Origin of the sequence: Glutamicibacter creatinolyticus (genome assembly GCF_006094275.1) — a bacterium.
GTDB lineage: Bacteria > Actinomycetota > Actinomycetes > Actinomycetales > Micrococcaceae > Glutamicibacter > Glutamicibacter creatinolyticus.
This window is the reverse complement of sequence record NZ_CP034412.1, coordinates 2,361,844-2,386,886: the sequence shown is the minus strand read 5'-3', so window position 1 is coordinate 2,386,886 and position 25,043 is coordinate 2,361,844. Positions and strand designations below refer to the sequence as shown.

The 25,043-nt window shown below is 65.0% G+C and carries 27 protein-coding genes and 1 tRNA gene; 13 read left to right on the top strand and 15 right to left on the bottom strand.

The features are described from left to right. The first annotated feature begins 10 nt into the window (after positions 1-10). Complete coding sequence (locus GcLGCM259_RS10945) at positions 11-577, top strand: P-loop NTPase family protein (RefSeq protein ID WP_138926619.1); 567 nt, start codon at positions 11-13, stop codon at positions 575-577. A 133-nt stretch (positions 578-710) separates the two neighbouring features. Here the strand turns inward: GcLGCM259_RS10945 and asd are convergent, their stop codons facing one another. The 10 genes from asd to GcLGCM259_RS10895 form a co-directional block, all read right to left on the bottom strand. Beyond that, entirely contained in the window at positions 711-1,793 is a 1,083-nt protein-coding gene (gene asd / locus GcLGCM259_RS10940; RefSeq protein WP_425459804.1) for an aspartate-semialdehyde dehydrogenase, read from the bottom strand. A gap of 130 nt (positions 1,794-1,923) precedes the next feature. Next, positions 1,924-2,148, bottom strand: a complete 225-nt coding sequence (locus GcLGCM259_RS10935) for an NF038396 family protein (protein WP_054821454.1) — start codon at positions 2,146-2,148, stop codon at positions 1,924-1,926. Next, complete coding sequence (locus tag GcLGCM259_RS10930) at positions 2,145-2,618, bottom strand: dihydrofolate reductase (RefSeq protein ID WP_425459803.1); 474 nt, start codon at positions 2,616-2,618, stop codon at positions 2,145-2,147. The genes GcLGCM259_RS10935 and GcLGCM259_RS10930 overlap by 4 nt, the downstream gene beginning before the upstream one ends. Before the next feature lie 89 nt (positions 2,619-2,707). After that, positions 2,708-3,511, bottom strand: coding sequence for a thymidylate synthase (locus GcLGCM259_RS10925; protein WP_138926616.1), 804 nt, complete (start codon positions 3,509-3,511; stop codon positions 2,708-2,710). An 80-nt stretch (positions 3,512-3,591) separates the two neighbouring features. Beyond that, positions 3,592-3,921 (bottom strand): GNAT family N-acetyltransferase, encoded by a 330-nt coding sequence (locus GcLGCM259_RS10920; protein WP_054821456.1) that lies wholly within the window; start codon positions 3,919-3,921, stop codon positions 3,592-3,594. Between the two features lie 128 nt (positions 3,922-4,049). Continuing rightward, positions 4,050-5,015 carry an NUDIX hydrolase gene (locus GcLGCM259_RS10915; protein WP_138177111.1) on the bottom strand — a complete coding sequence of 322 codons (966 nt, stop codon included), beginning with the start codon at positions 5,013-5,015 and terminating at the stop codon, positions 4,050-4,052. A gap of 41 nt (positions 5,016-5,056) precedes the next feature. Further along, the gene (locus GcLGCM259_RS10910; protein ID WP_138177114.1) at positions 5,057-7,276 is read right to left on the bottom strand and encodes an RNA degradosome polyphosphate kinase; all 2,220 of its coding nucleotides are present in this window, start codon (positions 7,274-7,276) and stop codon (positions 5,057-5,059) included. A 98-nt stretch (positions 7,277-7,374) separates the two neighbouring features. After that, the gene (mshD, locus tag GcLGCM259_RS10905; RefSeq protein ID WP_138926615.1) at positions 7,375-8,325 is read right to left on the bottom strand and encodes a mycothiol synthase; all 951 of its coding nucleotides are present in this window, start codon (positions 8,323-8,325) and stop codon (positions 7,375-7,377) included. Positions 8,326-8,335: 10 nt separating this feature from the next. Next, a complete protein-coding gene (locus GcLGCM259_RS10900) occupies positions 8,336-9,301 on the bottom strand; it encodes an IS481 family transposase (protein ID WP_138927235.1) in 966 nt (321 codons plus the stop codon). Positions 9,302-9,498: 197 nt separating this feature from the next. Beyond that, entirely contained in the window at positions 9,499-10,161 is a 663-nt protein-coding gene (locus GcLGCM259_RS10895) for a winged helix family transcriptional regulator (RefSeq protein WP_138926614.1), read from the bottom strand. A gap of 128 nt (positions 10,162-10,289) precedes the next feature. Between GcLGCM259_RS10895 and GcLGCM259_RS10890 the strand changes: the two genes are divergently transcribed. From GcLGCM259_RS10890 to ygfZ, 3 genes are all read left to right on the top strand, one after another. Further along, on the top strand, positions 10,290-11,030 hold the full coding sequence (locus tag GcLGCM259_RS10890; protein ID WP_175419402.1) for a hypothetical protein: 741 nt from the start codon (positions 10,290-10,292) through the stop codon (positions 11,028-11,030). Positions 11,031-11,291: 261 nt separating this feature from the next. Further along, on the top strand, positions 11,292-11,930 hold the full coding sequence (locus GcLGCM259_RS10885) for a nitrobindin family protein (RefSeq protein WP_138177125.1): 639 nt from the start codon (positions 11,292-11,294) through the stop codon (positions 11,928-11,930). Continuing rightward, a complete protein-coding gene (gene ygfZ, locus GcLGCM259_RS10880) occupies positions 11,927-13,006 on the top strand; it encodes a CAF17-like 4Fe-4S cluster assembly/insertion protein YgfZ (protein ID WP_175419401.1) in 1,080 nt (359 codons plus the stop codon). Before GcLGCM259_RS10885 ends, ygfZ begins: the two co-directional genes overlap by 4 nt. Positions 13,007-13,140: 134 nt before the next feature. Here ygfZ and GcLGCM259_RS10875 read toward each other — a convergent pair whose 3' ends face one another. The 4 genes from GcLGCM259_RS10875 to GcLGCM259_RS10860 all read right to left on the bottom strand — a co-directional run bounded on the left by GcLGCM259_RS10875 (position 13,141) and on the right by GcLGCM259_RS10860 (position 16,394). Continuing rightward, a complete protein-coding gene (locus GcLGCM259_RS10875) occupies positions 13,141-14,169 on the bottom strand; it encodes a 6-phosphofructokinase (protein ID WP_138177128.1) in 1,029 nt (342 codons plus the stop codon). A 233-nt stretch (positions 14,170-14,402) separates the two neighbouring features. Then, positions 14,403-14,645 (bottom strand): PspC domain-containing protein, encoded by a 243-nt coding sequence (locus tag GcLGCM259_RS10870; RefSeq protein WP_054821522.1) that lies wholly within the window; start codon positions 14,643-14,645, stop codon positions 14,403-14,405. A gap of 93 nt (positions 14,646-14,738) precedes the next feature. Further along, entirely contained in the window at positions 14,739-14,984 is a 246-nt protein-coding gene (locus GcLGCM259_RS10865; RefSeq protein WP_138926612.1) for a hypothetical protein, read from the bottom strand. Between the two features lie 12 nt (positions 14,985-14,996). Then, positions 14,997-16,394, bottom strand: a complete 1,398-nt coding sequence (locus GcLGCM259_RS10860; RefSeq protein WP_138926611.1) for a PspC domain-containing protein — start codon at positions 16,392-16,394, stop codon at positions 14,997-14,999. A 126-nt stretch (positions 16,395-16,520) separates the two neighbouring features. On the opposite strand from GcLGCM259_RS10860, the gene GcLGCM259_RS10855 reads away from it, so the two are divergent. Continuing rightward, positions 16,521-17,795 carry an ATP-binding protein gene (locus GcLGCM259_RS10855; protein ID WP_138926610.1) on the top strand — a complete coding sequence of 425 codons (1,275 nt, stop codon included), beginning with the start codon at positions 16,521-16,523 and terminating at the stop codon, positions 17,793-17,795. Further along, entirely contained in the window at positions 17,788-18,471 is a 684-nt protein-coding gene (locus GcLGCM259_RS10850) for a LuxR C-terminal-related transcriptional regulator (RefSeq protein WP_138926609.1), read from the top strand. The genes GcLGCM259_RS10855 and GcLGCM259_RS10850 overlap by 8 nt, the downstream gene beginning before the upstream one ends. Before the next feature lie 97 nt (positions 18,472-18,568). Here the strand turns inward: GcLGCM259_RS10850 and GcLGCM259_RS10845 are convergent, their stop codons facing one another. Beyond that, positions 18,569-19,768 (bottom strand): pyridoxal phosphate-dependent aminotransferase, encoded by a 1,200-nt coding sequence (locus GcLGCM259_RS10845; protein ID WP_138926608.1) that lies wholly within the window; start codon positions 19,766-19,768, stop codon positions 18,569-18,571. A gap of 268 nt (positions 19,769-20,036) precedes the next feature. Here GcLGCM259_RS10845 and GcLGCM259_RS10840 point away from each other — a divergent pair. The 7 genes from GcLGCM259_RS10840 (at position 20,037) to rplL (ending at position 24,938) form a co-directional block, all read left to right on the top strand. Then, a tRNA-Trp gene (locus GcLGCM259_RS10840) sits at positions 20,037-20,109 on the top strand. Positions 20,110-20,231: 122 nt separating this feature from the next. Continuing rightward, on the top strand, positions 20,232-20,486 hold the full coding sequence (secE, locus tag GcLGCM259_RS10835) for a preprotein translocase subunit SecE (RefSeq protein ID WP_138177147.1): 255 nt from the start codon (positions 20,232-20,234) through the stop codon (positions 20,484-20,486). A gap of 74 nt (positions 20,487-20,560) precedes the next feature. Further along, on the top strand, positions 20,561-21,502 hold the full coding sequence (gene nusG / locus GcLGCM259_RS10830; protein WP_391495635.1) for a transcription termination/antitermination protein NusG: 942 nt from the start codon (positions 20,561-20,563) through the stop codon (positions 21,500-21,502). 128 nt (positions 21,503-21,630) lie between these two features. After that, positions 21,631-22,062: a 50S ribosomal protein L11 gene (gene rplK / locus GcLGCM259_RS10825; RefSeq protein ID WP_054820895.1), complete on the top strand. Its 432-nt coding sequence runs from the start codon at positions 21,631-21,633 to the stop codon at positions 22,060-22,062. Positions 22,063-22,192: 130 nt separating this feature from the next. Beyond that, complete coding sequence (gene rplA, locus GcLGCM259_RS10820) at positions 22,193-22,894, top strand: 50S ribosomal protein L1 (RefSeq protein ID WP_138177150.1); 702 nt, start codon at positions 22,193-22,195, stop codon at positions 22,892-22,894. Positions 22,895-23,958: 1,064 nt separating this feature from the next. Next, positions 23,959-24,480, top strand: a complete 522-nt coding sequence (gene rplJ / locus GcLGCM259_RS10815) for a 50S ribosomal protein L10 (protein WP_138926607.1) — start codon at positions 23,959-23,961, stop codon at positions 24,478-24,480. An 80-nt stretch (positions 24,481-24,560) separates the two neighbouring features. Continuing rightward, positions 24,561-24,938: a 50S ribosomal protein L7/L12 gene (gene rplL, locus GcLGCM259_RS10810; protein WP_138177155.1), complete on the top strand. Its 378-nt coding sequence runs from the start codon at positions 24,561-24,563 to the stop codon at positions 24,936-24,938. The last annotated feature ends 105 nt before the right edge of the window (positions 24,939-25,043 follow it).

Genomic DNA, 25,043 nt, shown 5'->3' with positions numbered 1-25,043 from the left:
AGCTGGTCGCGTGCACACAGTGAACGACCCCATTACCTGGCACCCGCAGCGCCTCACCGTGGCCGGGGTCAGCGGTGCCGGGAAGACCACGCTGTGTGACCAGCTCGCCGGGCTGCTGAACTATCCTCGGGTGGAAATCGACAGCCTGCACCATGGCCCGCAGTGGACCCCACGGCCCGCCTTCGTCCAGGACGTCAAGGACTTCATCGCCGGTCCCCGGTGGGTCATCGAGCTGCAGTACCGGCAGGTTCGCCCGCTGATCGTGGCGCGGGCCGACACGCTGCTTTGGCTGGACTACCCCACCCCAATCACCATGGCCCGGCTGATTGCCCGCACAGTCCGGCGCCGGCGGCGGGGTGAGGAGCTGTGGAACGGGAACTACGAGCCTGCGCTGCACACCTTCTTCACCGACAAGGAACACATCATCCGCTGGGGCTGGAACACCCGCAACCAGCTCAAACCGGTCATTCCGACCCTGGAGGCCCGTTTCCCGGGGCTGCATGTTGTGCACCTGCAGCATCCACGGCAGACCGAGCGCTGGGTCCAGCAGCTGCGCGAACAGCGCCGGCTGCGCTGACCGGCGGCGCGCGGCCCCTGCCCGGATCCGTACAGCGGTACACGGGTCAAGAGATCGGGGCGGGCGGCATAAAGCGGCGGCGGCCGCCGAAGACTATTATTCGGTGGCCGCCGCCGGTTAGTCAGGGTGGTGGCTACAGCCGGCCCTGCGCGATCGCCAGCATGCGGCGCAGCGGCTCGGCCGCACCCCACAGCAGCTGGTCGCCCACGGTGAACGCGGAAATGTACTTCGGGCCCATCTCCAGCTTGCGGATGCGGCCCACCGGGATATCCAGGGTGCCGGAGGCCGCGACCGGAGTCAGCTGGCTCATGGTCGCCTCCTTCTGGTTGGGAACCACCTTGGCCCACTGGTTGTCCCCGTCAAGCAGGTTCTCGATTTCGCTGATGGACAGGTCTTCCTTCAGCTTCAGGGTCAAGGCCTGCGAGTGCGAGCGCATGGCGCCGATGCGCACGCACAACCCGTCCATGATGATGTGGCTGTCCCCGGAGGTCTGCAGGATCTTGTTCGTCTCCACCCCGGCCTTCCACTCCTCGCGCGACTGGCCGTTGCCCAGGTCCGCGTCGATCCAGGGAATCAGCGAACCGCCCAGCGGCACGCCGAACTGTGCCGCATCCAGGGATTCACGCTGGGTGGTCAGCACCTGGCGGTCGATTTCCAGGATGGCGCTGGCCGGGTCGGCCAGCTCGGCGTGAACCGAGGAGTTGATGTCCCCGAACTGGGTGAGCAGTTCGCGCATGTGCCGGGCGCCGCCGCCGGAGGCCGCCTGGTAGGTCATGGCCGTGCCCCACTCGACCAGGTTGTTGCGGAACAACCCGCCCAGGCCCATCAGCATGCAGGAGACGGTGCAGTTGCCGCCCACGAAGTCCTTGGTGCCCGCGGCCAGGGAAGCGTCAATGACATTGCGGTTGACCGGGTCCAGCACGATCACCGAGTCGTCGTTCATCCGCAGTGCGCTGGCCGCGTCGATCCACAGCCCGTCCCAGCCGGCGGCACGCAGTTGCGGATGAACGGTGTTGGTGTAGTCCCCGCCCTGGGCGGTGACGATAATCGGCAGCTTGGCCAGGGCCTGGATGTCATAGGCGTCCTGGAGCTTGTCTGCGCCGGACGCAAAATCCGGTGCGTTGCCGCCGGGGTTCGAGGTGGAAAAGAACACCGGATCCAGGTTGGCGAAGTCGCCCTCCTCAACCATGCGCTGCATCAGCACGGAGCCGACCATGCCACGGTAACCAACAAAACCAACAGAAGAAGTCATGAATCCATGGTAGGGGTTTTGTCTTCGCCTGCCGCGATTCGTTACGGATATAACAACGCCGGCGCACCCTGGGGTGCGCCGGCGGATCAGCGGGTTATTCGGCCATCAGCCGCTTGCGGTTGGTGATCGCCCAGTAGGCCCCGAAAATGAAGAGCTGCGTGGGCACCAGCAGCAGGATCACACCGAAAATCCGGTGCCCGCCCAGCACCAGGAAGAAGCCGAGCACGGCCACCACCAGGGCCAGCAGCGGGAAAAGCATGTAGCCGATGATGAACAGGCCCTCGGGGCTCTTCTTCAGCGCGGCCAGGGATTCTTTCACTTGGTCAAGTCCTTCGTTCGTTGCCAGGATTCGAAACGGTACCCGGTGTTGGTCTTGGAGGTGTGCCAGCCCTCGGCCGGGTCGCTGAGGCTGCACGTGAACTGCGCCCCCAGCTCAGGGGCCCGGGTGTCCCCGTCGAGGTTCAGGTCCAGTACGGTGATGATGGCGGTGTCGATCAGGTGCAGCGTTTCGGCGTACACCTTGCCGCCGCCGATGATCCAGATTTCCTCACTGCCTGCCGCGCGCTCGGCCAGTTCCAGGGCCTGCTCCAGGCTGGAGGCCGGCTGTGCCCCGGCGGCGCGCAGTCTGTCATGGGCTGGCGCATCGGAGGTGAGCACGATGTTCGTGCGCCCGGGCAGGGGACGGAACTTTTCCGGGAAGGACTCCCAGGTCCGCCGGCCCATGATCACCGGGTGTCCTTCGGTGATGCGCTTGAAGTGGGCCAGGTCCTCGGGAACCTGCCAGGGCATGGTGCCCGCATCCCCGATGACCCCGTCGGTGGTTTGCGCCCAGATGGCCCCGACCATCCGCTGTTCGGTGCCGCTGCGGTGGGTCGGGCTCATACGGCCACGCTGCCCTTGATGGTGGGGTGGTGCTGGTAGTTGTCCACGATGAAGTCCTCCAGCGTGTAGTCGAAGATCGAGTCCGGGGTGCGTGCGAAGCGCAGCTGCGGGTACGGGTAGGGGGTCCGGCCCAGCTGCTCACGCACCTGGTCCATGTGGTTTGAGTAGATGTGCACATCCCCGCCGGTCCAGATGAATTCGCCGGGCTGCAGGCCCAGCTGCTGGGCCAGCATCAGGGTCAGCAGCGAGTAGGAGGCAATGTTGAACGGCACCCCCAGGAACATGTCGGCGCTGCGCTGATAGAGCTGACAGGACAGTTTTCCGTCCGCCACATAGAACTGGAAGAACATGTGGCACGGGGGCAGCGCCATGTTGGAGATCTCGGCGACATTCCAGGCCGAGACGATGTGCCGACGCGAATCCGGGTTCTGGCTCAGCGACTGGACAACCTGGCTGATCTGGTCGATGTGCCCGCCGTCCGGGGTGGGCCAGGAGCGCCACTGCACCCCGTACACGGGGCCGAGTTCACCGTCCTGGTCGGCCCACTCGTTCCAGATGCGCACCCCCTGCTCCTGCAGCCAGGAAATGTTCGAGTCCCCGCGCAGGAACCACAGCAGCTCGGCGGCCACGGACTTGAAGTGCACCCGCTTGGTGGTGATCAGCGGGAAGGATTCGGACAAGTCGAAGCGGATCTGGCGCCCAAAGACGGACAGCGTGCCGGTGCCGGTGCGGTCTTCCTTGTGGGTGCCGTTTTCCAGCACTTCGCGCAGCAGATCTTCATAGGGGGTTGGGATGCTCACCCGATCAAGTCTAGGCGCAGCGCCAAGGCCACGTACAGCGCGGGCCGGCGCGACCTTGCTGACATCCTCACGCGCCCGGTCTACTGGCGGATGAGCATGTCCTGGTATTCCGGGTAGCGCTTGAGGTAGTCATCCACGTAGGTGCACTCGGAGATGATCTTCGCCCCCTCCTGACGCAGCTGATCCAGCACCAGGGTCACCAGCGCCCGCGCGTAGCCGCGGCGGCCGAATTCCTCATTGACGATGGTGTGCTGCAAGGTCACCACGTCCCCGTCGCGGTGGTAGCCGATGAACCCCACATAGGTCGAACCGTGCCACAGCGAATAGCGTCCCCGGCCCGGCTCGTGATCCAGGCGCAATCCCTGGTGGACGATCTTTGCAAGCGGTTGCGCGGAATCCTGTGATGACATGGCACTCCTCTTTCCCATGGTGAGTTATCCCACTGTTCTCCTAGCCTAGTACGCGCCGCGAACACAGTCCAAGACCGCGTAGCGGGCCAGCGTGCAGGCCAGGGCGGGAAGCGGGCCAGGGTGTGCCGCTAATCCGAGTACGGGGCGTGGATCTCAATGGAGACAATGCGTTCATGCGCCCCCACCGGCTGCTGCAGCACGATCATGCCCCCGGGCTGCAGGTAGGGGTCGGCCGTGGGCAGCAGCTTGCGCACCGCCTGGGAGGAGCGTGCGGAGAGCAGCGGCAGGATCAGCGGCAGGACCGGGCGGTGGGTGCACAGCACCTGGGAGCGGACCTTGTCCAGCAGCTTGGTCAGTGACTTGACCGTCTTTTCCGGTTTGCGCTGGGCGGCATGCTCCGTCATGGAGTTCACCAGCTTCGGCTTGATCTGGTGCTCGGTCACATAGGGGGTGATGGACTGCACGCAGCGCACCCAGGGGCTGGTGGCCACGTGCTGGGGCTTCCAGCAGTTCAGCAGCCGGGCCAGGGCCTGGGCCTGGCGCCGGCCGGTGGCGGCCAGCGGGCGCTGGCCCTCCTCGCGGGTCCAGTTCGCCCGCGGCTTGGCCTTGGCGTGGCGGACCAGCATGAAGGCCCGGGTATCCAGCCGTCCGGCCAGGTGCGCCTCGATCAGGTCATCGAGCGGGGCCGCGTCGCTGGGGTTGGTCAGCATGGACTTGGCCTGCTTGGCCCCCACCCAGCGGGCCTCGTCCGCCTCGTCCCCGTCCACGGTGGGCTCATCCCCGTTGGCCAGGGCCGCCGCCCAGTAGTAGACGACCTTGGCCTTCTGGTTCACGGTGTAGGCGGTGGCCTCCAGCGGGATGCCCAGCTGCACCTGCAGGCCCACTTCCTCCCCGACCTCGCGCACCGCGCATTCGGGGATGGATTCCCCGTCATCGAGCTTGCCCTTGGGCCAGGACCAGTCGTCGTAGCGGGGCCGGTGAATGATCAGGACCTGCAGTTCGTCGTTCAGCACACGCCACGGGATGGCCCCGGCGGCGATGACGTCAAATTCTCCCAGCAGGATTTCCTCGGGATCCGAGGACCGTTGAATCATGAGCACGGTGTTGGTCGATCCTTTGATCTGATTGGCTGCCACTAGTTTCCGCGACCCGGGTTGCGCCGGCGCGAGTGGGTCTCGATCAGCCATGATTGCACATCCAGCAGCGGCTGGCCGTCCGCGTCACGGTGGTGTCGCTCCCAGTCCCCGTCCGCCAGCAGGTGCCAGGACGAGGTCTGCTCATCCAGGTAGCGGTCCAGGATGGCGATCAGGTTGGCGATGTCCTCCGGTTCGGCCAGTGACACCAGCGCCTCCACCCGGCGGTCCAGGTTGCGGTGCATCATGTCTGCCGAACCGATGTAGACCACCGGGTCCCCGTCGTTGGCGAACATGAACACGCGGCTGTGCTCCAGGAACCGGCCCAGGATCGAGCGCACCCGGATGTTCTCGCTCAGCCCCGGGACCCCGGGACGCAGCGCACAGATCCCGCGCACGATCACATCGACCTTCACCCCGGCCTGGCTGGCCCGGTACAGGGCGTCGATGATGGTCTCGTCGACCATCGAGTTGACCTTGATCACCACCCGGGAGTCGATGCCGGCCTGCGCGTTGGCGATCTCCTGCTCAATGCGCTGCACCAGCCCCCAGCGCAGCGAGCGCGGGGCGACCAGCAGACGCTGGTAGGTGGAGCGCGGGGCGTAGCCCGAGAGCTGGTTGAACAGTTTGGAGACATCCTCGCCCACGGTGTCATCGCAGGTGAGCAAGCCCAGGTCCTCGTAGTAGCGGGCGGTGCGCGGGTGGTAGTTGCCGGTGCCGATGTGGCAGTAGCGCCGCAGCTTGTCGCCCTCGCGGCGCACCACCAGGGACAGCTTGGAGTGGGTCTTGAGCCCCACGATGCCGTACACCACGTGTACCCCGGCCTGCTCCAGCTTCCGCGCCCAGGTGATGTTGGCCTGCTCATCGAAGCGGGCCTTGATCTCCACCAGCGCCAGCACCTGCTTGCCGGCCTCGGCCGCGTCGATCAGCGCGTCCACGATCGGCGAGTCCCCGCTGGTGCGGTACAGCGTCTGCTTGATGGCCATGACCTTCGGGTCCGCGGCCGCCTGCTCCAAAAAGGCCTGCACGGAGGTGGAGAACGAGTCATAGGGGTGGTGCAGCAGGATGTCGCGGCGGCGCACCGCGGCGAAGACGTTGGCCGCCTTGGAGGTTTCCGAGACGTTCAGCAGGCTGGAGGTGTGCCCCACATGCTTCGGGTAGTGCAGTTCGGTGCGGTCCAGCCCGGCAATGACGCCCAGCCCCCGCAAATCCAGCGGCGTGGGCAGCTTGAACACCTCATCGTCCTCGATGCCCAGTTCGCGCACCAGCAGTTCCAGGATCTGCGGGTTGATGTCATCGGCGACCTCCAGGCGCACCGGCGGGCCGAAGCGGCGGCGCAGCAGCTCCTTCTCCAGGGCCTGGAGCAGGTTCTCCGCGTCGTCCTCTTCCACCTCCAGGTCCTCATTGCGGGTGATGCGGAAGAAGTGGTGCTCGACAATGTCCATGCCGGGGAACAACTGGTCCAGGTGCTCGGCAATGACATCTTCCAGGGCAATGAACCGGGCCTGGCTGTGCGAGGAGTGGGCCGCGCGCAGCCCGTCCACGGAAATCAGGCGCATGATGGTGTCCGGCACCTTCAGGCGGGCGAACAGGTCCTTCTGGGTTTGCGGGTTGCGCACCACAACGGCCATGTTCAGCGACAGCCCGGAAATGTAGGGGAACGGGTGGGCGGGGTCCACCGCCAGCGGGGTGAGCACCGGGAAGACCTGCTTGATGAACCACTGGGACAGCTCGTCGCGTTCCTTCGGGCTCAAGTCCTTCCACCCGACCAGGGCAATGCCCTCTTCCTGCAGCTTTGGGCGCACCGAATCGGCGAACACCTTCGCGTGGCGCAGCTGCAGCTTGTAGGCGTTGGCCAGGATCAGTTCCAGCTGGTCCACCGGGTTCATCCCGGTGGCGGCCGGCACCGCCAGGCCGGTGGCGATGCGGCGCTTGAGCCCGGCCACCCGCACCATGAAGAACTCATCGAGGTTCGAGGTGAAGATGGACAGGAAGTTCACCCGCTCCAGCAGCGGCAGATCCTCGTCCTCGGCCAGTTCCAGCACCCGGGCGTTGAAGTCCAACCAGCTGATCTCCCGGTCCAGGAAGCGCTCGGCGGAGAAACCGCCTATGGGCAGCGTGGCGGCCGGGGCAATGTCCGGCAAGCCGATCCGGTCCACGGTGGCCTCCGAGGAAGGCACATCCTTGAGTTTGCTGGTTGGTGGGAGCACGGGTTTGGTCATCAGCTGATCTCGCTTCCTGGCTCAGGGTGCCGGTCATGCAATGGCGGACACCACCGGGGGACAAGCCCTGTCAGGCGCCGCATTGCCTAGCGCCAATCCTACCGCGCAGGCCCGTACATCACATCGACATCCCAGACCGTGAAGCCCAAGGACTCGTAGAGTTTCACCGCTGCGGTATTCTCCGCATCCACATAGAGCATGACCGCCTCAACCCCGCGGGCCAGCAGATGGTTGACCCCGGTGGCGGTCAAACTGCGGCCCAGGCCCAGACCCTGCGCGCCGGGGGTCACCCCCACCACGTACACCTCACCCACCCGGGCGGTGCCGGGTTCGGGCTGGGGCAGCTTCGTCCAATGGAATCCCAGCACCGTTTCGTCCTGGTCCACGGCCAGGAAGAAGCCTTCGGGGTCAAACCAGTCCTCGGCCATGCGCGCCTGCAGGTCGGCCAGGGTCAGCGAGCCCTGCTCCGGGTGGTCGGCGAAGGCTGCCGCGTTGGCCTGCAGCCAGGCCTGTTCATCCTGGCCGGGGACGAAGGTGCGAAGCTGCAGGTTCTCGGGCAGCTGTGCCACCGGCAGCGGCTGCTGCTGGGTGCGGCGCATCTTGTTCAGTTCCCGCTGCCGCTGCAGCCCGTGGCGTTCGGCCAGCACCTGCGCGGCAGGGTGTGCGCCGTGCGCCCAGCCCTGGGCCTGGGACAGATCCAGGGAACCGCCCAGCTGCTGCAGCAGGTTGCCGGCCACCTGGCGTTGGCGGTAATCGGGATGCACCACCAGTTCCACCGTCCACGGCTCGGTTTCCGCCCCGCGCACGGCAATGGCCGCACCCAGCAGCAGTTCCTCGGTGCTGTCCTCGGCCGCGTACGCGTACACGCCCAGCAGGCTGCGGTCCGCCTGCTGGGCAGCCAGGTCAATGAAGGTTTGCTCGCTGAACGGGGGATTGCCGTCACTGCCTTGGGCGGTGCGGGCCAAGTCCATGACCTGGCGGCGCAACCGGTTATCGGCGGCGCCGGGCAAGGACAGAACGCTGAGGGGGAGCTTGGGCTGGGTACTCATAAACCCCACACTAGTTGTTCTTCCCATGGACGTTGTGTACGCGGTCGATGGGTGATTTGCCGCCGATGCCGGTATGGGGTCTGTGATGATTGTACTCATGGAGCCAGGCCGGGTAAGCGGCGGCGCGCTCGGCTTCTGAGCTGTAGTGCCGGGCGTAGGCCCATTCGAACGCCAGAGTGCGGTGGAAGCGCTCGATCTTCCCATTCGTCTGAGGTCGATACGGCCGGGTGAACTTGTGCGCGACGTGCTTGCCGAGTGTGTCGTTGAACAGGCGTGAGCGGTAGCAGGAGCCGTTATCGGTCAGCACGCGTGAAACGGTGATGCCGTGGTTGGCGAAGAACGCGTTCGCGCGTTCCCAGAACCCGGCCGCGGCCTCCTTTTTCTCGTTCTCAAGGATCTCCGAATACGCCAACCGGGAGTGGTCATCGATCGCGGAATGCAAGTAGAGATGACCGACACCGGACCGGTTCCTGTTCCCCCGCCCACGGCCGAGGGTGCGGTGGCCTCCGCCGTCGGGGATCCGGCCCAGCTTCTTCACATCCACATGCACCAGATCGCCGGGGTTCTCGTGCTCGTAGCGCACCGGCTTGGGCTTTCGCACCCGGACACCGGTGTTCAGATCGATGTGCCCAAGAAGCGGCACCTGGTACCGGCTCAGCACTTTCGATACCGTCGATTGCGGCAGGCGTAGGTGATACGCGATCCGGTGCGGCCCCCACCGCCGGCTCACGCGCAGAGCAACGATCCGTCGCTCGGTGCGCTGGGACGTGCGGTTCGGTGAGCGGCGCGGCCTGGATGAGCGGTCCTCAAGCCCTGCCGCACCTTCAGCCTTGTACCGGGCCACCCACTTCGACACCGTCCCGCGAGCGACCTGGAAGCGCTCGGCGACACGCGCCTGCGTCCATTTCTCGTTGATGACGAGCAGGACCATTTTCAGTCGGCCCTGCGGTGTCAGCGAAGCGCGAGCATGAGTAATGTAAGACATGAGGACCTTCGTGTGATTCGAGATGAGTGTGGTTACCCATATCGATACCGGAGGTCCTCACCTCTTCTCACACAACGCGCCGTTGCCCACAACCTCCGTGGGAAGAACAACTAGTCCCGTGCCGCCACCAGAACGCAACATCACCCGGGATGTGCCAGCAGTGAACCGGCCGGAGGTGAAGCGGTGTCCTACTGCTCGGCGTGGAAGCGGTAGCCGACGTTGCGCACGGTACCGATCAGCTGTTCATGATCGGTGCCCAGCTTCGCTCGCAGGCGGCGTACGTGCACGTCCACCGTACGGGTGCCCCCGTAGTAGTCGTAACCCCACACCTCATGCAGCAGCTGTTCACGGGTGAACACCCGCCCCGGGAACTGGGCCAGATACTTCAGCAGCTCAAATTCCTTGTACGTCAGGTCCAGGACCCGCTGATCAATCTTGGCGGTGTAGCTCAGCTCGTCAATGCGCAGCCCCGCCACCGGTTCGGCGTCTACCGGGCCGGTGGCGGACGGCCCGCGGCTGAGCAGCATGCGCAGGCGCGCCTCAATTTCGGCCGGTGAGGCGGTGGGCAACACAAAGTCATCGGCGCGCCATTCGCTGGACATCACCGTCAACCCGCCTTCAAGGATCACCACCAGCAGGGGGAGGTTGAGGGTCGCGGCCACGAGCTGACAGGCGGTCCGGGCCGCAGCCAGATCCCCGGTGGCATCCAGGATGACAGCCTGTGCGGGCCCGGCGTGGCGCAGGGAATCGCTGGTGGCCGGCAGCTGTCGGATATCATGGCTGAGCAGCTCCAACGCGGGCAGCACACAGGCGTTTTCGCGTTCTTCACCCAAGAGCAGCAGGTGCGCCATGTGCTGGAACCTCCTGCCGGGTGGTTTGACGAAAAAATCTCTTTTACGTGTCACAGTATAAAGAACACCGAACGTCATAAACGCGAGTTGCCCCATGTGCGCGTTGCCAACGATCCAGGATGGACAGTTTGAGAGTCAAGGTACTGATTAGCGGGCTGCTCGCCGCGGCCGCATTGCTCGTGGCGGCGACCCTGGACACTCCGGGTCTCTCGGTGGGAGCGATCACCGCCGTGCTGCAGCTGCTTTTCGCCTACAGCTGGCCCACCCTTACCCGCAGCACCCAGCCTTGGCCGCTGCGCATCATCCTGGCGTTGGCCGGGCTGCTGGCCACCTTCTTTGCCGTGGGAATGCTCGGCCCGGTGGGGATGGGCGCCAGCATGCTGGTCATCGCGGTCGGAGTCCCGCTGGTGTTCATGTCCCAGGTGTTTAGGGGGACCGGGGCCAGCGGCCGGCTGTCGAACACCGTCAGCGGAATCAGCGGCCTGGCCGTGGTGTCCCAGGGGGCTGGACTCTCCGCGTTGGGGGCCTCACCCAGCGGCTTTGGCATCATCCTGGTCAGCGTCATCGCCCTGCTCGGTGCCGGGGCCTGCGCCATGACCCGGCTGCCGGACCGCGCCGTCATCTTCCTGGCCCCGCTCACCGGTGCGGCCCTCGGGGCCGCGAGCAGCGCGCTGCCGCTGGGTTTGGCCTGGTACCACTGCCTGTTGATTGGTGCGCTCGCCGGAGTGCTGGTGGGCTGCCTGCGGGCCATCACCCTGGCCAGCCGGGCGGTGAAGCGGGTGGAGGACATGCTCGCCGTATCCACGCTGATCCTGCTGTTGACCGGGTCGCTGAGCTGGTACGCCATGCAGGTGCTCGGGCAGGTCTGAATCGGAAATGACGGAGGGCACGTGATTCGCCTCTCGTTGATTAAGTAACCTGCGCCCGCGGCGCGCTAGGATGGAGCCATGAACGAAAATTACCTTGCACTAGAGATCTTCTACCTGGCGCTGCTGACCGTTGCCGGTCTGGGCATGGCCGGTTTCGCCGGACTGGTTGTCAAGCGCCTTTTCAAGGGGCAGAAGTAGGAAAGGCGCACACCGCAGGGTGTGCGCCTCTTTCATTTACATCCACGGAAAGCGAGCGCCGTTATGGCTATTGAAATTCCCACGGATCTCACCCCGGAACTCGTTCCGCTGTCCTGGCTGATCGGTGTCTGGGAAGGCTCGGGCAAGCTGGGCGAAGGCGAAGCAGATGACGAGCACTTCTGGCAGCAGGTGACCTTCCGGGACACCGGTCTGCCCTACCTGGAGTACCGCAGCGAATCCTGGCTCACCGATGCCGAAGGCACCCGGCTGCGCCCCCTGGCCGTCGAGTCCGGCTTCTGGTCCCTGGACCGCAAGCAGGAAGCCGCCGACCCTGGCCCGGGTATGACTCCCGGCGACCCGTTCCCGGTGCTGCGCTCGGCCGACGATGTCGAGAGGCTGCGCACCGAAGACGGTTTCAAGATCCAGGCCAGCATCAACCATCCGGGCGGTCTCAGCGAACTGTACTACGGGGTCATCAACGGCCCGCGCATCCAGCTGGCGACCGAGGCCCTGCTGCGCAGCGAAAACTCCAAGCCCTACGCCTCCTCGACCCGCATCTACGGGCTGGTGGGCGGGGACCTGTTCTGGCGTTGGGACGTCTCACAGGGCGATAGTGATTTGAAGGCCCACGCGTCGGCGGCCCTGAAACGGGTTGGCCAGACCGAGCCGGGCCAAGCGGGGGAAGACGGAAACCAGGAATGAGCAAAAAGTACACTTCGGTTCTGCTGCAGCGTGACGGGGCCGTGGAGGCCTCCGGCGTGGATGCCGGGGTTGCCGCCCACTACGGGGCACCGACCCGTGAGGCCCGCAGCCTCTTCGACGGGACCGCGGTGGCGGACCTGAGCCATCTGGACATCCTGCAGCTGCGCGGCGAAGACCGCTTGACGTGGCTGGACACCATCAGCAGCCAGCGCTTGAGCGATCTGAAGCCGGGGCAGAGCACCCAAAGCCTGCTGTTGAGCGTCCAGGGCCGGGTGGAGCATGAGCTGAAAATCCTGGCCGCCGACGACCTGTTGTGGATCAGCGCCGAGCCCGGGCGCGGCGAACCGCTGGCCGAGTACCTGAACTCGATGCGGTTCATGTCCCGGGTTGAAGTCGTGGATTGTTCAAACACCCACGGGGTCATTGCCAGCACCAGGCCGCGCCCCGAACTGGGCGATGTGGTGTGGGAGAACCCCTGGCCGAATGTGATCGGCGGGGGACATGCGTACTCCACCGGGGAGCACCCGGGCCTGGAACGGCCCTGGTTTGAGTACATCGTGCCGCTGGAGCAGCTGGCCTCCCTGGTCGGGGACCTGTCCCTGGCCGGGACCATGGCGGTGGAGGCGCTTCGCATCGCGGCCTGGGAGCCGCGGTTCATCGTGGACACCGATGACAAGAGCATCCCGCACGAACTGGACTGGCTGCGTACCGCGGTGCACCTGAACAAGGGCTGCTACAAGGGCCAGGAAACCATTGCCCGGGTGCACAACCTGGGCCATCCGCCGCGTCGCCTGGCGATGCTGCACCTGGACGGGTCCATGCACACCCTGCCTGCGCCCGGTTCACCGGTCAAGGACGGGGAACGGGTTGTCGGCCGGGTCACCTCGGTGGCATTGCACTACGAGGCCGGGCCGATTGCCCTGGCCACGCTGCGCCGCAATGTGCAGCCGGATGCCGAACTGGTGGTCCAGGACGGTGAAAGCAGCTACCCGGCCGCCCAGGAGGTCATCGTTTCACCGGAGGCCGGCCAGGTGGCCGGCCGGTTCACCGGCTTCCTGCGCCCGCCACGCGGCTGACCAGGCGCCAAGTACGCACCGCCGCGGGCCACCGCTGCCTTCTTTCTCTGGAGGGCGGCGGTGGCCTGCGGCCGTTAAACGCCCCGGCCCCGGCCCCGCGATGGGGGCCGGGGCCGGGATGATGTGCGGCCGGGTCAGCCGAAGAGGATCTTTGCCTCGTCATAGCGGTCCTGCGGTACGCGCTTGAGGTTGTTCACCGCCGCGCTGAGCGGGACCCGGTTGATCTGCGTGCCGTGCAGGGCCACCATGGTGCCCCACTGGCCGGCAGCCACCGAATCCACCGACGCCATGCCCAGGCGGGTGGCCAGCACCCGGTCAAAGGCGGTCGGCACGCCGCCGCGCTGAATGTGTCCCAGCACGGTGGCACGGGTTTCCAGGCCGGTGTTCTGCTCAATGAGCGGGGCCAGGACTTCACCGATCCCACCCAGCCGTGGCCGACCATGGCGGTCCACCCCGCGGGAGCTGAACGCGGCATCCTCACCCTCGGGCACGAACCCCTCGGACACCACCACCAGCGGTGCGCGGCCACGTTCGTGGGCTTCACGCACCCAGGTGAAGATCTGTTCCATGCTGGTGGACACCTCGGGGATCAGGATCGCGTGGGCGCCGGAGGCCATGCCGGCGTGCAGGGCAATCCAGCCCACGTCGCGGCCCATCACCTCGGCCACCATGCACCGGTGGTGGGATTCGCCGGTGGTGCGCAGCCGGTCAATGGCCTCCACGGCGATCTGGTTGGCGGTGTCGAAGCCGAAGGTGTAGTCGGTGGCGTCCAGGTCGTTGTCGATGGTCTTGGGGACTCCGACAATCGGCAGTCCCGCTTCGCACAGGCGCTGGGCCCCGGCCAGGGTGCCCTCCCCGCCGATCGCGATGACCGCGTCCACCTCCAGGCGGGCCAGGGTCTGGCGGATCTGCTCCGGACCCCCGTTTTCGCCCTCGAACGGGTTGGTGCGTGAGGTGCCCAGGATTGTTCCGCCCTGCTTGGAGATGCCGCGCACCTGGTGGCGCGGCAGCGGCATCAGGTCGCCTTCCTTGACCCCGCGCCAGCCGTCACGGAACCCGACGAATTCATAGTCGTAGCTTTTGATGCCGTTCAGCACGGCGCCGCGGATGACGGCGTTCAAGCCGGGGCAGTCGCCGCCGGAGGTCAACAGGCCAATACGCATATCTGCTCATTTCTGCCGGGACGAACAGCCGCACCGATGAGTGGGGAGCAGGACCGGCGGGCCAGCTACCCTCATGGATTGGATCTGTTCATCATCTGTCGTTGTCCACAGCGCCCCGTTGAGCCGTCTACGTTGCGAGTCTATCGGCTTAAGGATGTGGCGGCGAGTACACCGGGAAGATCCCTTCCGGTGTACTCGCCGCCACTCTCGCTCCGCTTGCCGGGACGCGGCTGCTACAGCGCGCGCAACCACTTTTGCAGGATAATGCTGCCATCCTGGGCCGGAATCAGCAGCCACGCCACGATGTAGGCGCCAATGCCAATGACCGGCAGCAGGAAGGAGAGCAGCATCGCGATCCGCACAAGCGAAACGTCCCAGCCGAACTTGTCGGCAATGCCGCCGGCCACACCGCCGGCCATGCGCGCCGGTCCGCGACGCAGCGGCATGGAACGCAGGGAGTTGAAGAATTTATCCATCAGGGTCCGTCCTTAGATAGTGCTCGTCAAAAGAATGGGTTCGGCCAACGTCCGCCTCGGGGACGGGCCACGGGGTGAAAGTACCCCAGGGTACTAGAAGGTGGTCGAGTCGTGTGGCGGGTACTCCTTGCGTTTGGCCGCACGCCGGGCCGAGCCGATGCCCGAGACGATCAACGCGATGCCGGCCAGGGCGATCAACGCGATAAAGAACAGCGGGGCGTCGAAGTCCCAGGACAGCACGTGACGGCTCAATTGTGCCAGCGCCACCAGAACCAGGATCAATCCGAATACCAGGGTTCCGGTGGGGAACTTGGAACGGTCATATTTTTCGGGAGTCATTGTTGCTCATCCTTAGAAATCTGGGGTGGTCACGGTGCTGGAGTCCGAGGGCAGCGCATTGATCTTTGAGAAGGCGCCGTTCACGTCCACGATCAGCAGTGGTTTGCTCGAGTCGCTGCTCCCTGGGGCGCCGCTACCGTGCTGGGAGAGGAAGATGCCATCACTTTGGATGCGTACCGGCACTTCCTCGGGCAGCCGCAGGTTCACCGAGGCAAAGACGGTGTTGACCTCAACGGTGGTCGGTGAGGTGATGTCGGCGTACTGGCGCAGGTCGATGGTGGCGTTGCTGAAGATCGCGTTGTACTCGCCGTCGCTGTCCGAAGTGATGACCCCACCGGAGCTGGTGCCAAATCCGGTGCTGCTTACGGCCCCGGAGTTGCCGAAGATCAGGGTCAGCACCAGCAGCGGGATCGCCAACCCCAGCAGGCCCCCACTGGTGCGGTGCGCCAGGGCCGCGATCACCAGGGCCAGACCCACGAAGAGCAGGCCCAGGGACAGCGCCAACGGCCAGGAGCCGCCGGGGAAGTCGACCAGTCCGAGGTAATCAAGGCCGAAGACCACGGCAATGATCAGTGCCGTCGCCCCGACAATGATGGTGGCCACCCAACCTGGGATCGGGGGTGCCAACGGAATCTTCTGCTTGCCCTTGGACTCCTTCCCGGTGTAGTAATCCTTGCCGGGGTACTCATCCTGCCCGGAAGGGGGCTGGGTGCCGGGGAAGTAGTGGCCCGAATCGGACTCCATGGTGGGCTCCTTGATGTTGAAGCGGGAACGAGGTGGTGCGTCGGAGGCCGAACGCCCGAAGATGTTCTGCGGCCCGGGCTGCCGTGGCAGGTCCTGCTCAGCGCGGACCGTGTCATCCACCGGGTTCGCTGAAGGAGCCGGGTCCTGCCAGCTGACTTCCGGATCATGCAGCACCACTGCGGTGCTGCCGGTGTGTCCGCTGGCATCCGCCGGATAGGTCGGGGCGGCGGTGTCGGTGGGGCGCGGACCGCGGGCGAACTTCGTGTTGTTGCGGCTAAAGACCACGAACAGCACGCCGGCGACAATCAGCAGCGGCCACACGAACGGGGCGATGCTGCTAAAGGCCCAGGGGGCGGGCCCGACACCGAGCAGGAAGGTGACCAGGGCACCGGTCATGCCGCTGGTCCAGTTCTTCTGCAGCGCCTGCTCGACGTGGATTTGGCCGTTCTCATCCGGCAGGAACGCCCACGCCAGGCCGTAGGCGATCAAGCCCACTCCGCCCAGCAGGGCCAGGGCGACCGCCACACCGCGCACCAGCACCGCGTCAACCTGCAGGCGCTGCGCGATGCCGGCGGCCACGCCGCCCAGCCACTGCGATTCGCTGCGGCGGATCTGCTGCTGACGCAGGCTGTCGAAGATTTTGTGCGAGGAGTGATCTTGGTCCATGCCCCCATTCTTTCGCGCCTTGCCCCGCCCCCGCTATGAGGTACTACCCTGATTCGACCCTGAGGGCACCCGTAAAACGCCACGTGGGTCTGGGGAAAGACCCTGCGAACATGCTTGACTTGAACCATGGAGACACCCGAGCAGCCCCGGCGCATCGTCAGAAGCGAATCGCGCCTGCTGGCTGGTGTCTGCGCAGGGCTGGCCGAGCACCTGAACCTGCCGGTCAGCTACGTGCGCCTGGGGTTTTTGCTGTTGACGGCCATCGGCGGCATCGGGGCCGTGCTGTACGCCTGGCTGTGGGTGTTCACCCCCAGCAGCCAGGAGTCCCAGGCCGATGAGCAGCGCAGCACCGGCACCCGGCGGCGCAGCCTGGCCGAGGAGTTGGGCCTGGACGCCCCCGGCAGCCTGAACCCCCGAGAAGTCGCCCTGAAGCTGGGATCCATGCGTGAGGTGCTTGTGGGCGTGGTGCTCACGGTGCTGGCCCTGCTGGCCCTGGGCCAATGGCTGGGGTGGAACATCCGCTGGGATCTGATCTGGCCAAGCATTGGGATCGTGGCCGGGGTGCTGCTGGCCTGGCTGCAGATTGACGGGCGCGGCGGCCCGCAGGCCACCCGCAGGGAACGTGCCGGGGCGCTGAGCCGGCTGGTGGTCGGGCTGCTGCTGGTCATTGGCGGGCTGCTGCTGATTGTCAACGGGACGGTGAGCACCTCGGATCTGATCGGCGGGATCTGGGCGGCGCTGGCGATCTTCGGCGGGGCGCTGGTGGTGCTGCTGCCCTTCGGCACCAGGCTGTGGCGTGACTACCTGGCCGAACGCAGTTCCCGCCAGGCCGCGGCACAGCGCGCCGAGTTCGCCGCACACCTGCACGACTCGGTGCTGCAGACCCTGGCCGTGATCCAGAAGCGGGCCGGTGACCCGGCCGCGGTGCGGGCCCTGGCCCGCAGCCAGGAACGTGAACTGCGCCAGTGGCTGTACGGGGACGAGGACGTCTCCGAGGGGGACGTGGTGGCCGAGATCTCCCAGGAAGCGGCGCAAATCGAGCAGCTGATGCTGCGCGAGGTGGATGTGGTCTCCGTGGGCTCCGCACAGGGGTTCGAGGGGCAGCACGCCCTGGTGCAGGCCAGCCGGGAGGCCATGATGAACGCGGCCAAGCACGCAACCGGGCTGATCTCGGTGTTCATTGAATGCGGTGAGCAGGCCGTGGAGGTTTTCATCCGCGACCGCGGGGACGGCTTTGACCCACAGGACATTGACCCGGACCGGCAGGGCGTGCGCGAATCGATCCTGGGCCGGATGGAGCGGGCCGGCGGCGAGGCGAAGATCCGCAGCGGCGAGCAGGGAACCGAAATACAGTTGAAGATGCCGCGCACCACGGCAGGAAAGGCAAACCACCATGACTGACCCAGTGCCCGCAGGCACCCAGGAACCCGAGGCACCGATCCGGGTGCTGCTGGTCGATGACCACGCCATCTTTCGTTCGGGACTGAAAAGTGACCTGGATCCCGACCTGAAGGTGGTTGGGGAGGCCGGCACCGTGGAACAAGCCGTAGAGCAGATCACCGCACTGTGCCCGGACGTGGTGCTGCTGGACGTGCACCTGCCCGGCGGGCGCGGGGGCGGGGGAGCCGAGGTGCTGCGCGGGTGCGCCCACCTGCTGGCGCAGACCCGCTTCTTGGCGTTGAGCGTGTCGGATGCGGCCCATGACGTGGTCACGGTGATCCGCAGTGGGGCGCGCGGCTATGTCACCAAGAGCATTTCCGGTCCCGAGATTTCCGATGCAGTGCGTCGGGTGGCTGGCGGGGACGCGGTCTTCTCACCCCGGCTGGCCGGGTTCGTGCTGGACGCCTTCGGCAGCAGCCAGCCCGAGCAAATCGACACCGAACTGGACCTGCTCTCGGATCGGGAACTGCAGGTGATGCGGCTGATCGCCCGCGGCTACAGCTACAAGGAAGTGGCCAAGGAGCTGTTCATCTCGGTCAAGACCGTCGAGTCCCATGTCTCCAACGTGCTGCGCAAGCTGCAGCTGTCCAACCGCCATGAACTGACCCGGTGGGCGGTGGACCGCAAGATCCTGTGACCGGTGCCCGAAAGCCCGGAGCGGCTGTGGCCGGAACCTGAACCCAGGTTCCGGCCACAGCCGTGATGCGTATTCGGTGCCGCTCAGGGCGCCAGTGCTACTTGGCTTCGCCCAGCAGGGCGGCCATCCGGGCGACGCCCTCGGCCAGGTCCGCGTCGCCCAGGGCATAGGACATGCGGATGAAGCCGGAAGGGCCAAAGGCCTCACCGGGCACCACCGCAACCTCGGCCTCCTCCAGGATCAGCGCGGCCAGTTCGGCGCTGGTGGTGCTCACCTTCCCGCGGATCTCGCGCCCCAGCAGGCCGCGCACATCCGAGTAGGCGTAGAAGGCGCCCTCCGGGGTGGGGCAGGAGAGCCCGTCAATGGCGTTCAGCGCCTCGACGATCGCCAACCGGCGGCGATTGAACGCGGTTTTCATCTCGTTCACCGCATCAAGCGGCCCGGCCACCGCGGCCAGGGCGGCGCGCTGGGACACGTTGGCCACGTTGGAGGTGGCGTGGGACTGCAGGTTCGTGGCGGCCTTGATGACATCACTGGGGCCGATCATCCAGCCCACCCGCCAGCCGGTCATGGCGTAGGTCTTGGCGACGCCGTTCAGCACCACGACCTTGTCGGCCAGCTCCGGCACCAGCGTGGCGATCGAGGAGAACTCCGCCTGCCCATAGGTCAGGTGCTCATAAATCTCGTCGGTGACCACCCACAGGCCCTTGCTGGCCGCCCAGCGGCCAATCTCAGCGACCTCGGCGGGGGAGTAGACGGCGCCGGTCGGGTTCGACGGGGAGACGAAAAGCAGCACCTTGCTGCGTTCGCTCAGAACCGACTCCAGCTGCTCCACGGTGACCTTGTAGCCCTGTTCCGGGCCGGCGAACACGGACACCGGAACCCCGCCGTGCAGGCGCACCGCCTCCGGGTAGGTCGTCCAGTAAGGGGCGGGGATGATGACCTCATCGCCCGGATCCAGCAGGGTGGCGAACGTGTTGTAGACCGCCTGCTTGCCGCCATTGGTGATCAGCACCTGATTCGGTTTGACCTTGTAGCCCGAATCGCGCAGCGTCTTTTCCGCCACTGCCTCACGCAGCTCCGGCAGGCCAGCGGCCGGGGAGTAGCGGTGGTTGCGCGGGTCCTGCGCGGCCTGCACGGCGGCCTGGACAATGTAGTCGGGGGTCGGGAAATCCGGCTCGCCGGCACCAAACCCGATCACCGGACGGCCGGCGGCCTTCAGCGCCTTGGCCTTGGCGTCCACCGCCAGGGTTGCGGATTCGGAGATGGCGCCAATGCGGCGGGAGATTCTAGACATATCTGGGGGCATCCTGACGTCTGAGAAGATGAGTACGTACCACTAGCTTAAGGCCAAGGCAGGGCTGGATTCATGCTCGGTCGGACAAGATGACGCGCCGGGTGGCCCACCAGGACGCCCCGAATGCGGTGTAGGGCACACTGCTCCCTGTCAGTTCGACAATCATCTGATCATTGCGTAGAGTTATTTCTCGGTGCTAAGGTGCCGGCGGTGACCAGCTGCTCTGACACGTTCAGATATAGTTGATGTCACCAGAGTGAAAACTCGAAGGGTAGTGGCGCAATTGGTAGCGCAGCGGTCTCCAAAACCGCAGGTTGCAGGTTCGAGTCCTGTCTGCCCTGCGCAGTAGCGATTAACGAAAAAATCGCACAGCGAATCTCACGTCACGGTGTGTTGTGGTCGGCCAGGCTGCGACACACCGTGATTGTTTCAACTGGCCTATTTTATTGAAACGAGGAACACGGTGAGCGAATCAGCTGTCTCCCATCCGGGAAATGACAAGAAATCCCGTCGCGGATTTTTCGGCCGCATCGCCCTGTTCATCCGGCAGGTCATCTCGGAACTGAAAAAAGTCGTGACTCCGACCCGTAGCGAATTGATCAACTACACCCTGGTTGTCATCGCCTTCGTTGTCATCGTGATGCTCATCGTGACGGCCCTGGACTTTGTCTTCGGGGCAGGGTCCACCCTCCTGTTCACAAACAGGCCAGAGCAGTAGAATTTCCTGCGCGAGCCGCCATGCGGCGCGTCAGGGCCCCAGGTGTACATCAGTAGAAGAAAGCAGGAGCTGCAGTGTCCGACCAGGAACTCGAACCGCAGAATAACAACGAGGTAGAAGCCGAGTTCGTCGCGACCAATGACGAGCAGACCGGCAATGCCGAAGATGTCATTTTCGCCGACGGCACTTCCGACACCGACGGCACCGTGGATGTTGAAGGCACCGTGGACGCCGAGGGCGCCCTGGACGAAGAGGAAACCCTCGACGAAGCCTCCCAGCCCGTACAGCTCGATGACATCGCCGCGGACACCGCCGATGACCCGGCCCTGGTTGCCGAGGCCGACGAGGACGCCAGCGAGGCAGTGGCCGAAGCCGTTGCCGAAGAGGACGAGCAAGCCGTCAGCGTTGAGGCGCTGAAGGAAGAGTTCCGCGCCAAGCTGCGCCGCCAGCCCGGCGACTGGTTCGTGATCCACACCTACGCCGGTTATGAGAACCGCGTGAAGCTGAACCTGGAGACCCGCATCCAGACCCAGGACATGGATGACTTCATCTATGAGATCCAGGTCCCGATGGAAGAGGTCGTCGAGGTCAAGAACACCCAGCGCAAGATCGTGCGCCGCGTGCGCATCCCCGGCTACGTGCTGGTTCGCATGGAACTGACCGACGCCTCATGGGGTGTTGTTCGACACACCCCGGGCGTGACCGGCTTCGTGGGCAACGCCCACGACCCGAACCCGCTGACCCTGGATGAAGTGTTCTCCATGCTGGAGCACACCGTGGTGGATCCGACCGAGCAGCCCTCCGCCTCGAAGCCGGGCCGCGCACCGATCACCGAGGTCAAGGTCGATTTCGAGGTTGGCGAATCGGTGATCGTCAACGACGGACCGTTCGAAACCATGCCGGCCACGATCTCCGAGATCAAGCTGGAGGCCGCGCAGCTGGTGGTGCTGGTCTCGATCTTCGAGCGCGAGACCCCGGTGACCCTGAACTTCAACCAGGTCACCAAGATCCAGTAGTATTGAGTCTTCGTGCCCCTCACGTTTGCTTTGCGTGAGCCGGGCACGTTCGGCCGCCGCGCCACGGCGGCCATCAGCCCGTGTCACGCTCCTGTGCCGCGGGAAACGCAAGAGTAGAAGGACCCGACATGGCCCCAAAGAAAAAGGTCACCGGACTTATCAAGCTGCAGATCCAGGCAGGCGCCGCTAACCCGGCTCCTCCGATCGGTCCTGCCCTTGGTCAGCACGGCGTCAACATCATGGAATTCTGCAAGGCTTACAACGCTGCCACCGAGTCGCAGCGCGGTAACGTTGTTCCGGTTGAAATCACCGTGTACGAAGACCGTTCGTTCACCTTCATCACCAAGACCCCGCCGGCTGCCGAGCTGATCAAGAAGGCTGCAGGCGTTGGCAAGGGTTCGGCCACCCCGCACACCACCAAGGTTGCGAAGCTGACCCAGGCCCAGGTTGAGGAAATCGCCAACACCAAGATGGCTGACCTGAACGCGAACGATCTGGAAGCCGCTTCGAAGATCATCGCCGGCACCGCCCGCTCCATGGGCATCACCGTCGAGGGCTAAGACCCTCACCCTGCAGCCCGCAACGGCTGCAACCACCAACATTTCAACAGGGGACCTGCCTGGCAGGCCCCGCCAGTGGCAGGACCGAGCGCGGTCCTCAAGACCACGACTGCATAAGGAGAAAACGCAGATGGCAAAGCGCAGCAAAGCATACTTGGCCGCCGCGGCCAAGATTCAGGCTGACAAGTTCTACGAGCCAGCCGAGGCTATCGCCCTGGCCAAGGAGATCGCCGGCGAGAAGACCAACTCGACCGTTGAGGTCGCCTTCCGCCTGGGCGTTGACCCCCGCAAGGCCGACCAGATGGTTCGCGGCACCGTGAACCTGCCGCACGGCACCGGTAAGACCGCCCGCGTGGTTGTCTTCGCCAACGGCGACAAGGCAGAAGCTGCCCGCGCCGCCGGCGCCGACTTCGTCGGCTCCGACGACCTGATCGAAAAGATCCAGGGCGGCTGGACCGACTTCGACGCCGCCGTGGCGACCCCGGACCTGATGGGCAAGGTTGGCCGCCTGGGTAAGATCCTGGGCCCGCGTAACCTGATGCCGAACCCGAAGACCGGTACCGTGACCATGGACGTGGCCAAGGCTGTCACCGACATCAAGGGCGGCAAGATCGACTTCCGCGTCGACAAGCACTCGAACCTGCACTTCATCATCGGCAAGGCATCCTTCGATGCCAAGCAGCTGACCGAGAACTACGCAGCCGCTCTGGAAGAGATCCTGCGCCTGAAGCCTTCGGCTTCCAAGGGCCGCTACATCTCCAAGGCCACCATCGCCACCACCTTCGGCCCGGGCATCGCCCTGGACCCGAACGTGACCCGCGTGAGCGCCTAGTCACCCAGTTCCACTGAAGCCTCGGCCCCGGCCTGCCACCTGATGGTGGCGGTCCGGGGCCGAGGCTTTTGCCGTCCCAGAGTCAAGCCAGCAGCGGCAGGAACACGGGGCCGGGGGCCTGGGCACGCGCTCCAGTTCCTTGCCATCCGGCTGCGACATGAGCTTTTGGAAGAATTATCATGCAGGGGAGTTGGCTCTGGGCGAAATTCCGGACTCGACCAGCTTCCCTGCGGAGCCCGTGGGCTGGCTCCAGCGGACATACCGACCTTGAGGTTTTCTGGGAGTTCTTGGAAGTCTCCTGTGAGTTGGATTGCGCTCCACGCTCTCGCCGGGGCGTTTTGCCGCAGAATCTCGGGCTTTATGCCCTGAAATGAACGTCGGTTTGCTATTTCCAGGTTCACCAAATTAATGCAAACTGTTGGTTCAAAGGGAGGAAAAGTGCTTGCTGGGACAGCATGATCGGCTCGTGAGATGACCTGAACCCCGAGTTGCATGTAGACGGGTTGGTGGTGATACTGTGAAGACACCGATGTGAATCGGCGGTGATTGCATGGGACCCCCAAGACTATGCAATCACTGGACACCGAAGTTTCCCCAAGCTTCGTGTCGACAAGAGCCTGTTGTCAGCGTCCCCCAAGTGCTGGCAATGGGCCTTGTCCTTTTAACCGCCAGTTGAGCCGGGTGCGGCAAAGCGCAGGCCGGCCGCAACGCCGACCGAGGATCGCCCAGGTGAGACCGTGAAGTCTTGCAAAACTGCCACACGTGGGCCGCCGGCGGGGGAGTAGGGCTGGGCCCGGCCGTGGTTCAGATCATAGGCCAAGACGACCTCCGGGATTTGGAGTATGGGGCGCGCACAAACTAGGATGGAAGAACCGAAGACCGTCGGTTGAGCATTTTCCACTGGAGAACCGCTCCGAAGTGTCCGCAAGGACTGCCAACGCAGGTTACATAGATTGTCTCAACTGCTTATGTGAGTTGAGCTGCCCTGTGCTCCTGCGCGGGGCGTTTTTTATGCGCTCCGCCGGTTATGAAACGGTACCGAACTGAACCCCGGAAGGAGTGTTATGGCAACGCAGACCAAGAACGCCGCGATCCAGTCGATCGCTGCCGAGTTCAAGGAATCCAGCGCGGCTGTCCTGACCGAATACCGTGGGCTTACCGTTGCACAGCTCAAGGAACTGCGCCGATCGCTTGGTCAGGAGACCAAGTACGCGGTTGTGAAGAACACCTTGACTGAAATCGCAGCAAAGGAAGCTGGCATCGACGCGTTCGAAGGCCAGCTGACCGGTCCAACCGCTATCGCCTTCATTAAGGGCGATGCAGTTGCCGCCGCCAAGAGCCTCACGGAGTTCGCCAAGAGCAACCAGCAGCTGATCATCAAGTCCGGTTTCTTCGAGGGCTCCGCCCTGGATGAAGCTGGCATTGCCGCTTTGGCTGCACTGGAGTCCCGCGAACACCAGCTCGCCCGCGTTGCAGGCGTTCTGCAGGCCCCGGCCTCGGCCGCTGCACGCATCGTGGACGCACTGCGTATCAAGCTCGAAGAGGACGGTGGCGAAGCTGCCGAGGAAGCTCCGGCAGAAGCCTAAGCTGACGCGATTCTCTCGCAACGTAACCCCAAATCATTACGGTTCCCAGATCTGGGATCCATAACCGAAAGGACGCCACCATGGCGAAGCTCACCACCGACGAGCTGCTCGACGCATTCAAGGAAATGACCATCATCGAACTGTCCGAGTTCGTGAAGCAGTTCGAGGAGACCTTCGAGGTCACCGCCGCTGCTGTTGCCGTTGCCGGTCCGGCCGGCGGCGCTGGCGAAGCTGCTGCTGAAGAGAAGACCGAGTTCGACGTGATCCTGGAGTCGGCTGGCGACAAGAAGATCGCAGTCATCAAGGAAGTTCGCGCTCTGACCTCGCTGGGTCTGAAGGAAGCCAAGGAGCTCGTTGACGGCGCTCCGAAGCCGATCCTGGAAGGCGCCGACAAGGACGCCGCCGAGAAGGCCAAGGAAGCACTGGAAGGCGCTGGCGCTACCGTCACCCTCAAGTAAGCTTCAGCGGTCACTCGCAGCCTTACTCCCCGGGGCCCCGCGGACGAGCAATCGTCCACGGGGCCTCGGGCCGTTAAACGGGAAAAAATCGTTATCGGACTATAA

Bases quoted from the DNA above. Each gene is read 5' to 3' on its own strand.
- GcLGCM259_RS10875 (WP_138177128.1), bottom strand. From the start codon at position 14,169: ATGCGTATTGGCCTGTTGACCTCCGGCGGCGACTGCCCCGGCTTGAAC.
- GcLGCM259_RS10850 (WP_138926609.1), top strand. From the start codon at position 17,788: ATGACTGACCCAGTGCCCGCAGGCACCCAGGAACCCGAGGCACCGATC.
- rplJ (WP_138926607.1), top strand. From the start codon at position 23,959: ATGGCAACGCAGACCAAGAACGCCGCGATCCAGTCGATCGCTGCCGAG.
- GcLGCM259_RS10845 (WP_138926608.1), bottom strand. From the start codon at position 19,768: ATGTCTAGAATCTCCCGCCGCATTGGCGCCATCTCCGAATCCGCAACC.
- GcLGCM259_RS10920 (WP_054821456.1), bottom strand. From the start codon at position 3,921: ATGTCATCACAGGATTCCGCGCAACCGCTTGCAAAGATCGTCCACCAG.
- GcLGCM259_RS10870 (WP_054821522.1), bottom strand. From the start codon at position 14,645: ATGGATAAATTCTTCAACTCCCTGCGTTCCATGCCGCTGCGTCGCGGA.
- GcLGCM259_RS10855 (WP_138926610.1), top strand. From the start codon at position 16,521: ATGGAGACACCCGAGCAGCCCCGGCGCATCGTCAGAAGCGAATCGCGC.
- GcLGCM259_RS10910 (WP_138177114.1), bottom strand. From the start codon at position 7,276: ATGACCAAACCCGTGCTCCCACCAACCAGCAAACTCAAGGATGTGCCT.
- GcLGCM259_RS10865 (WP_138926612.1), bottom strand. From the start codon at position 14,984: ATGACTCCCGAAAAATATGACCGTTCCAAGTTCCCCACCGGAACCCTG.
- rplL (WP_138177155.1), top strand. From the start codon at position 24,561: ATGGCGAAGCTCACCACCGACGAGCTGCTCGACGCATTCAAGGAAATG.
- ygfZ (WP_175419401.1), top strand. From the start codon at position 11,927: ATGAGCAAAAAGTACACTTCGGTTCTGCTGCAGCGTGACGGGGCCGTG.
- asd (WP_425459804.1), bottom strand. From the start codon at position 1,793: ATGGTCGGCTCCGTGCTGATGCAGCGCATGGTTGAGGAGGGCGACTTC.
- GcLGCM259_RS10860 (WP_138926611.1), bottom strand. From the start codon at position 16,394: ATGGACCAAGATCACTCCTCGCACAAAATCTTCGACAGCCTGCGTCAG.
- GcLGCM259_RS10895 (WP_138926614.1), bottom strand. From the start codon at position 10,161: ATGGCGCACCTGCTGCTCTTGGGTGAAGAACGCGAAAACGCCTGTGTG.
- rplK (WP_054820895.1), top strand. From the start codon at position 21,631: ATGGCCCCAAAGAAAAAGGTCACCGGACTTATCAAGCTGCAGATCCAG.
- GcLGCM259_RS10915 (WP_138177111.1), bottom strand. From the start codon at position 5,015: ATGATTCAACGGTCCTCGGATCCCGAGGAAATCCTGCTGGGAGAATTT.
- mshD (WP_138926615.1), bottom strand. From the start codon at position 8,325: ATGAGTACCCAGCCCAAGCTCCCCCTCAGCGTTCTGTCCTTGCCCGGC.
- rplA (WP_138177150.1), top strand. From the start codon at position 22,193: ATGGCAAAGCGCAGCAAAGCATACTTGGCCGCCGCGGCCAAGATTCAG.
- GcLGCM259_RS10885 (WP_138177125.1), top strand. From the start codon at position 11,292: ATGGCTATTGAAATTCCCACGGATCTCACCCCGGAACTCGTTCCGCTG.
- GcLGCM259_RS10930 (WP_425459803.1), bottom strand. From the start codon at position 2,618: ATGCCCTGGCAGGTTCCCGAGGACCTGGCCCACTTCAAGCGCATCACC.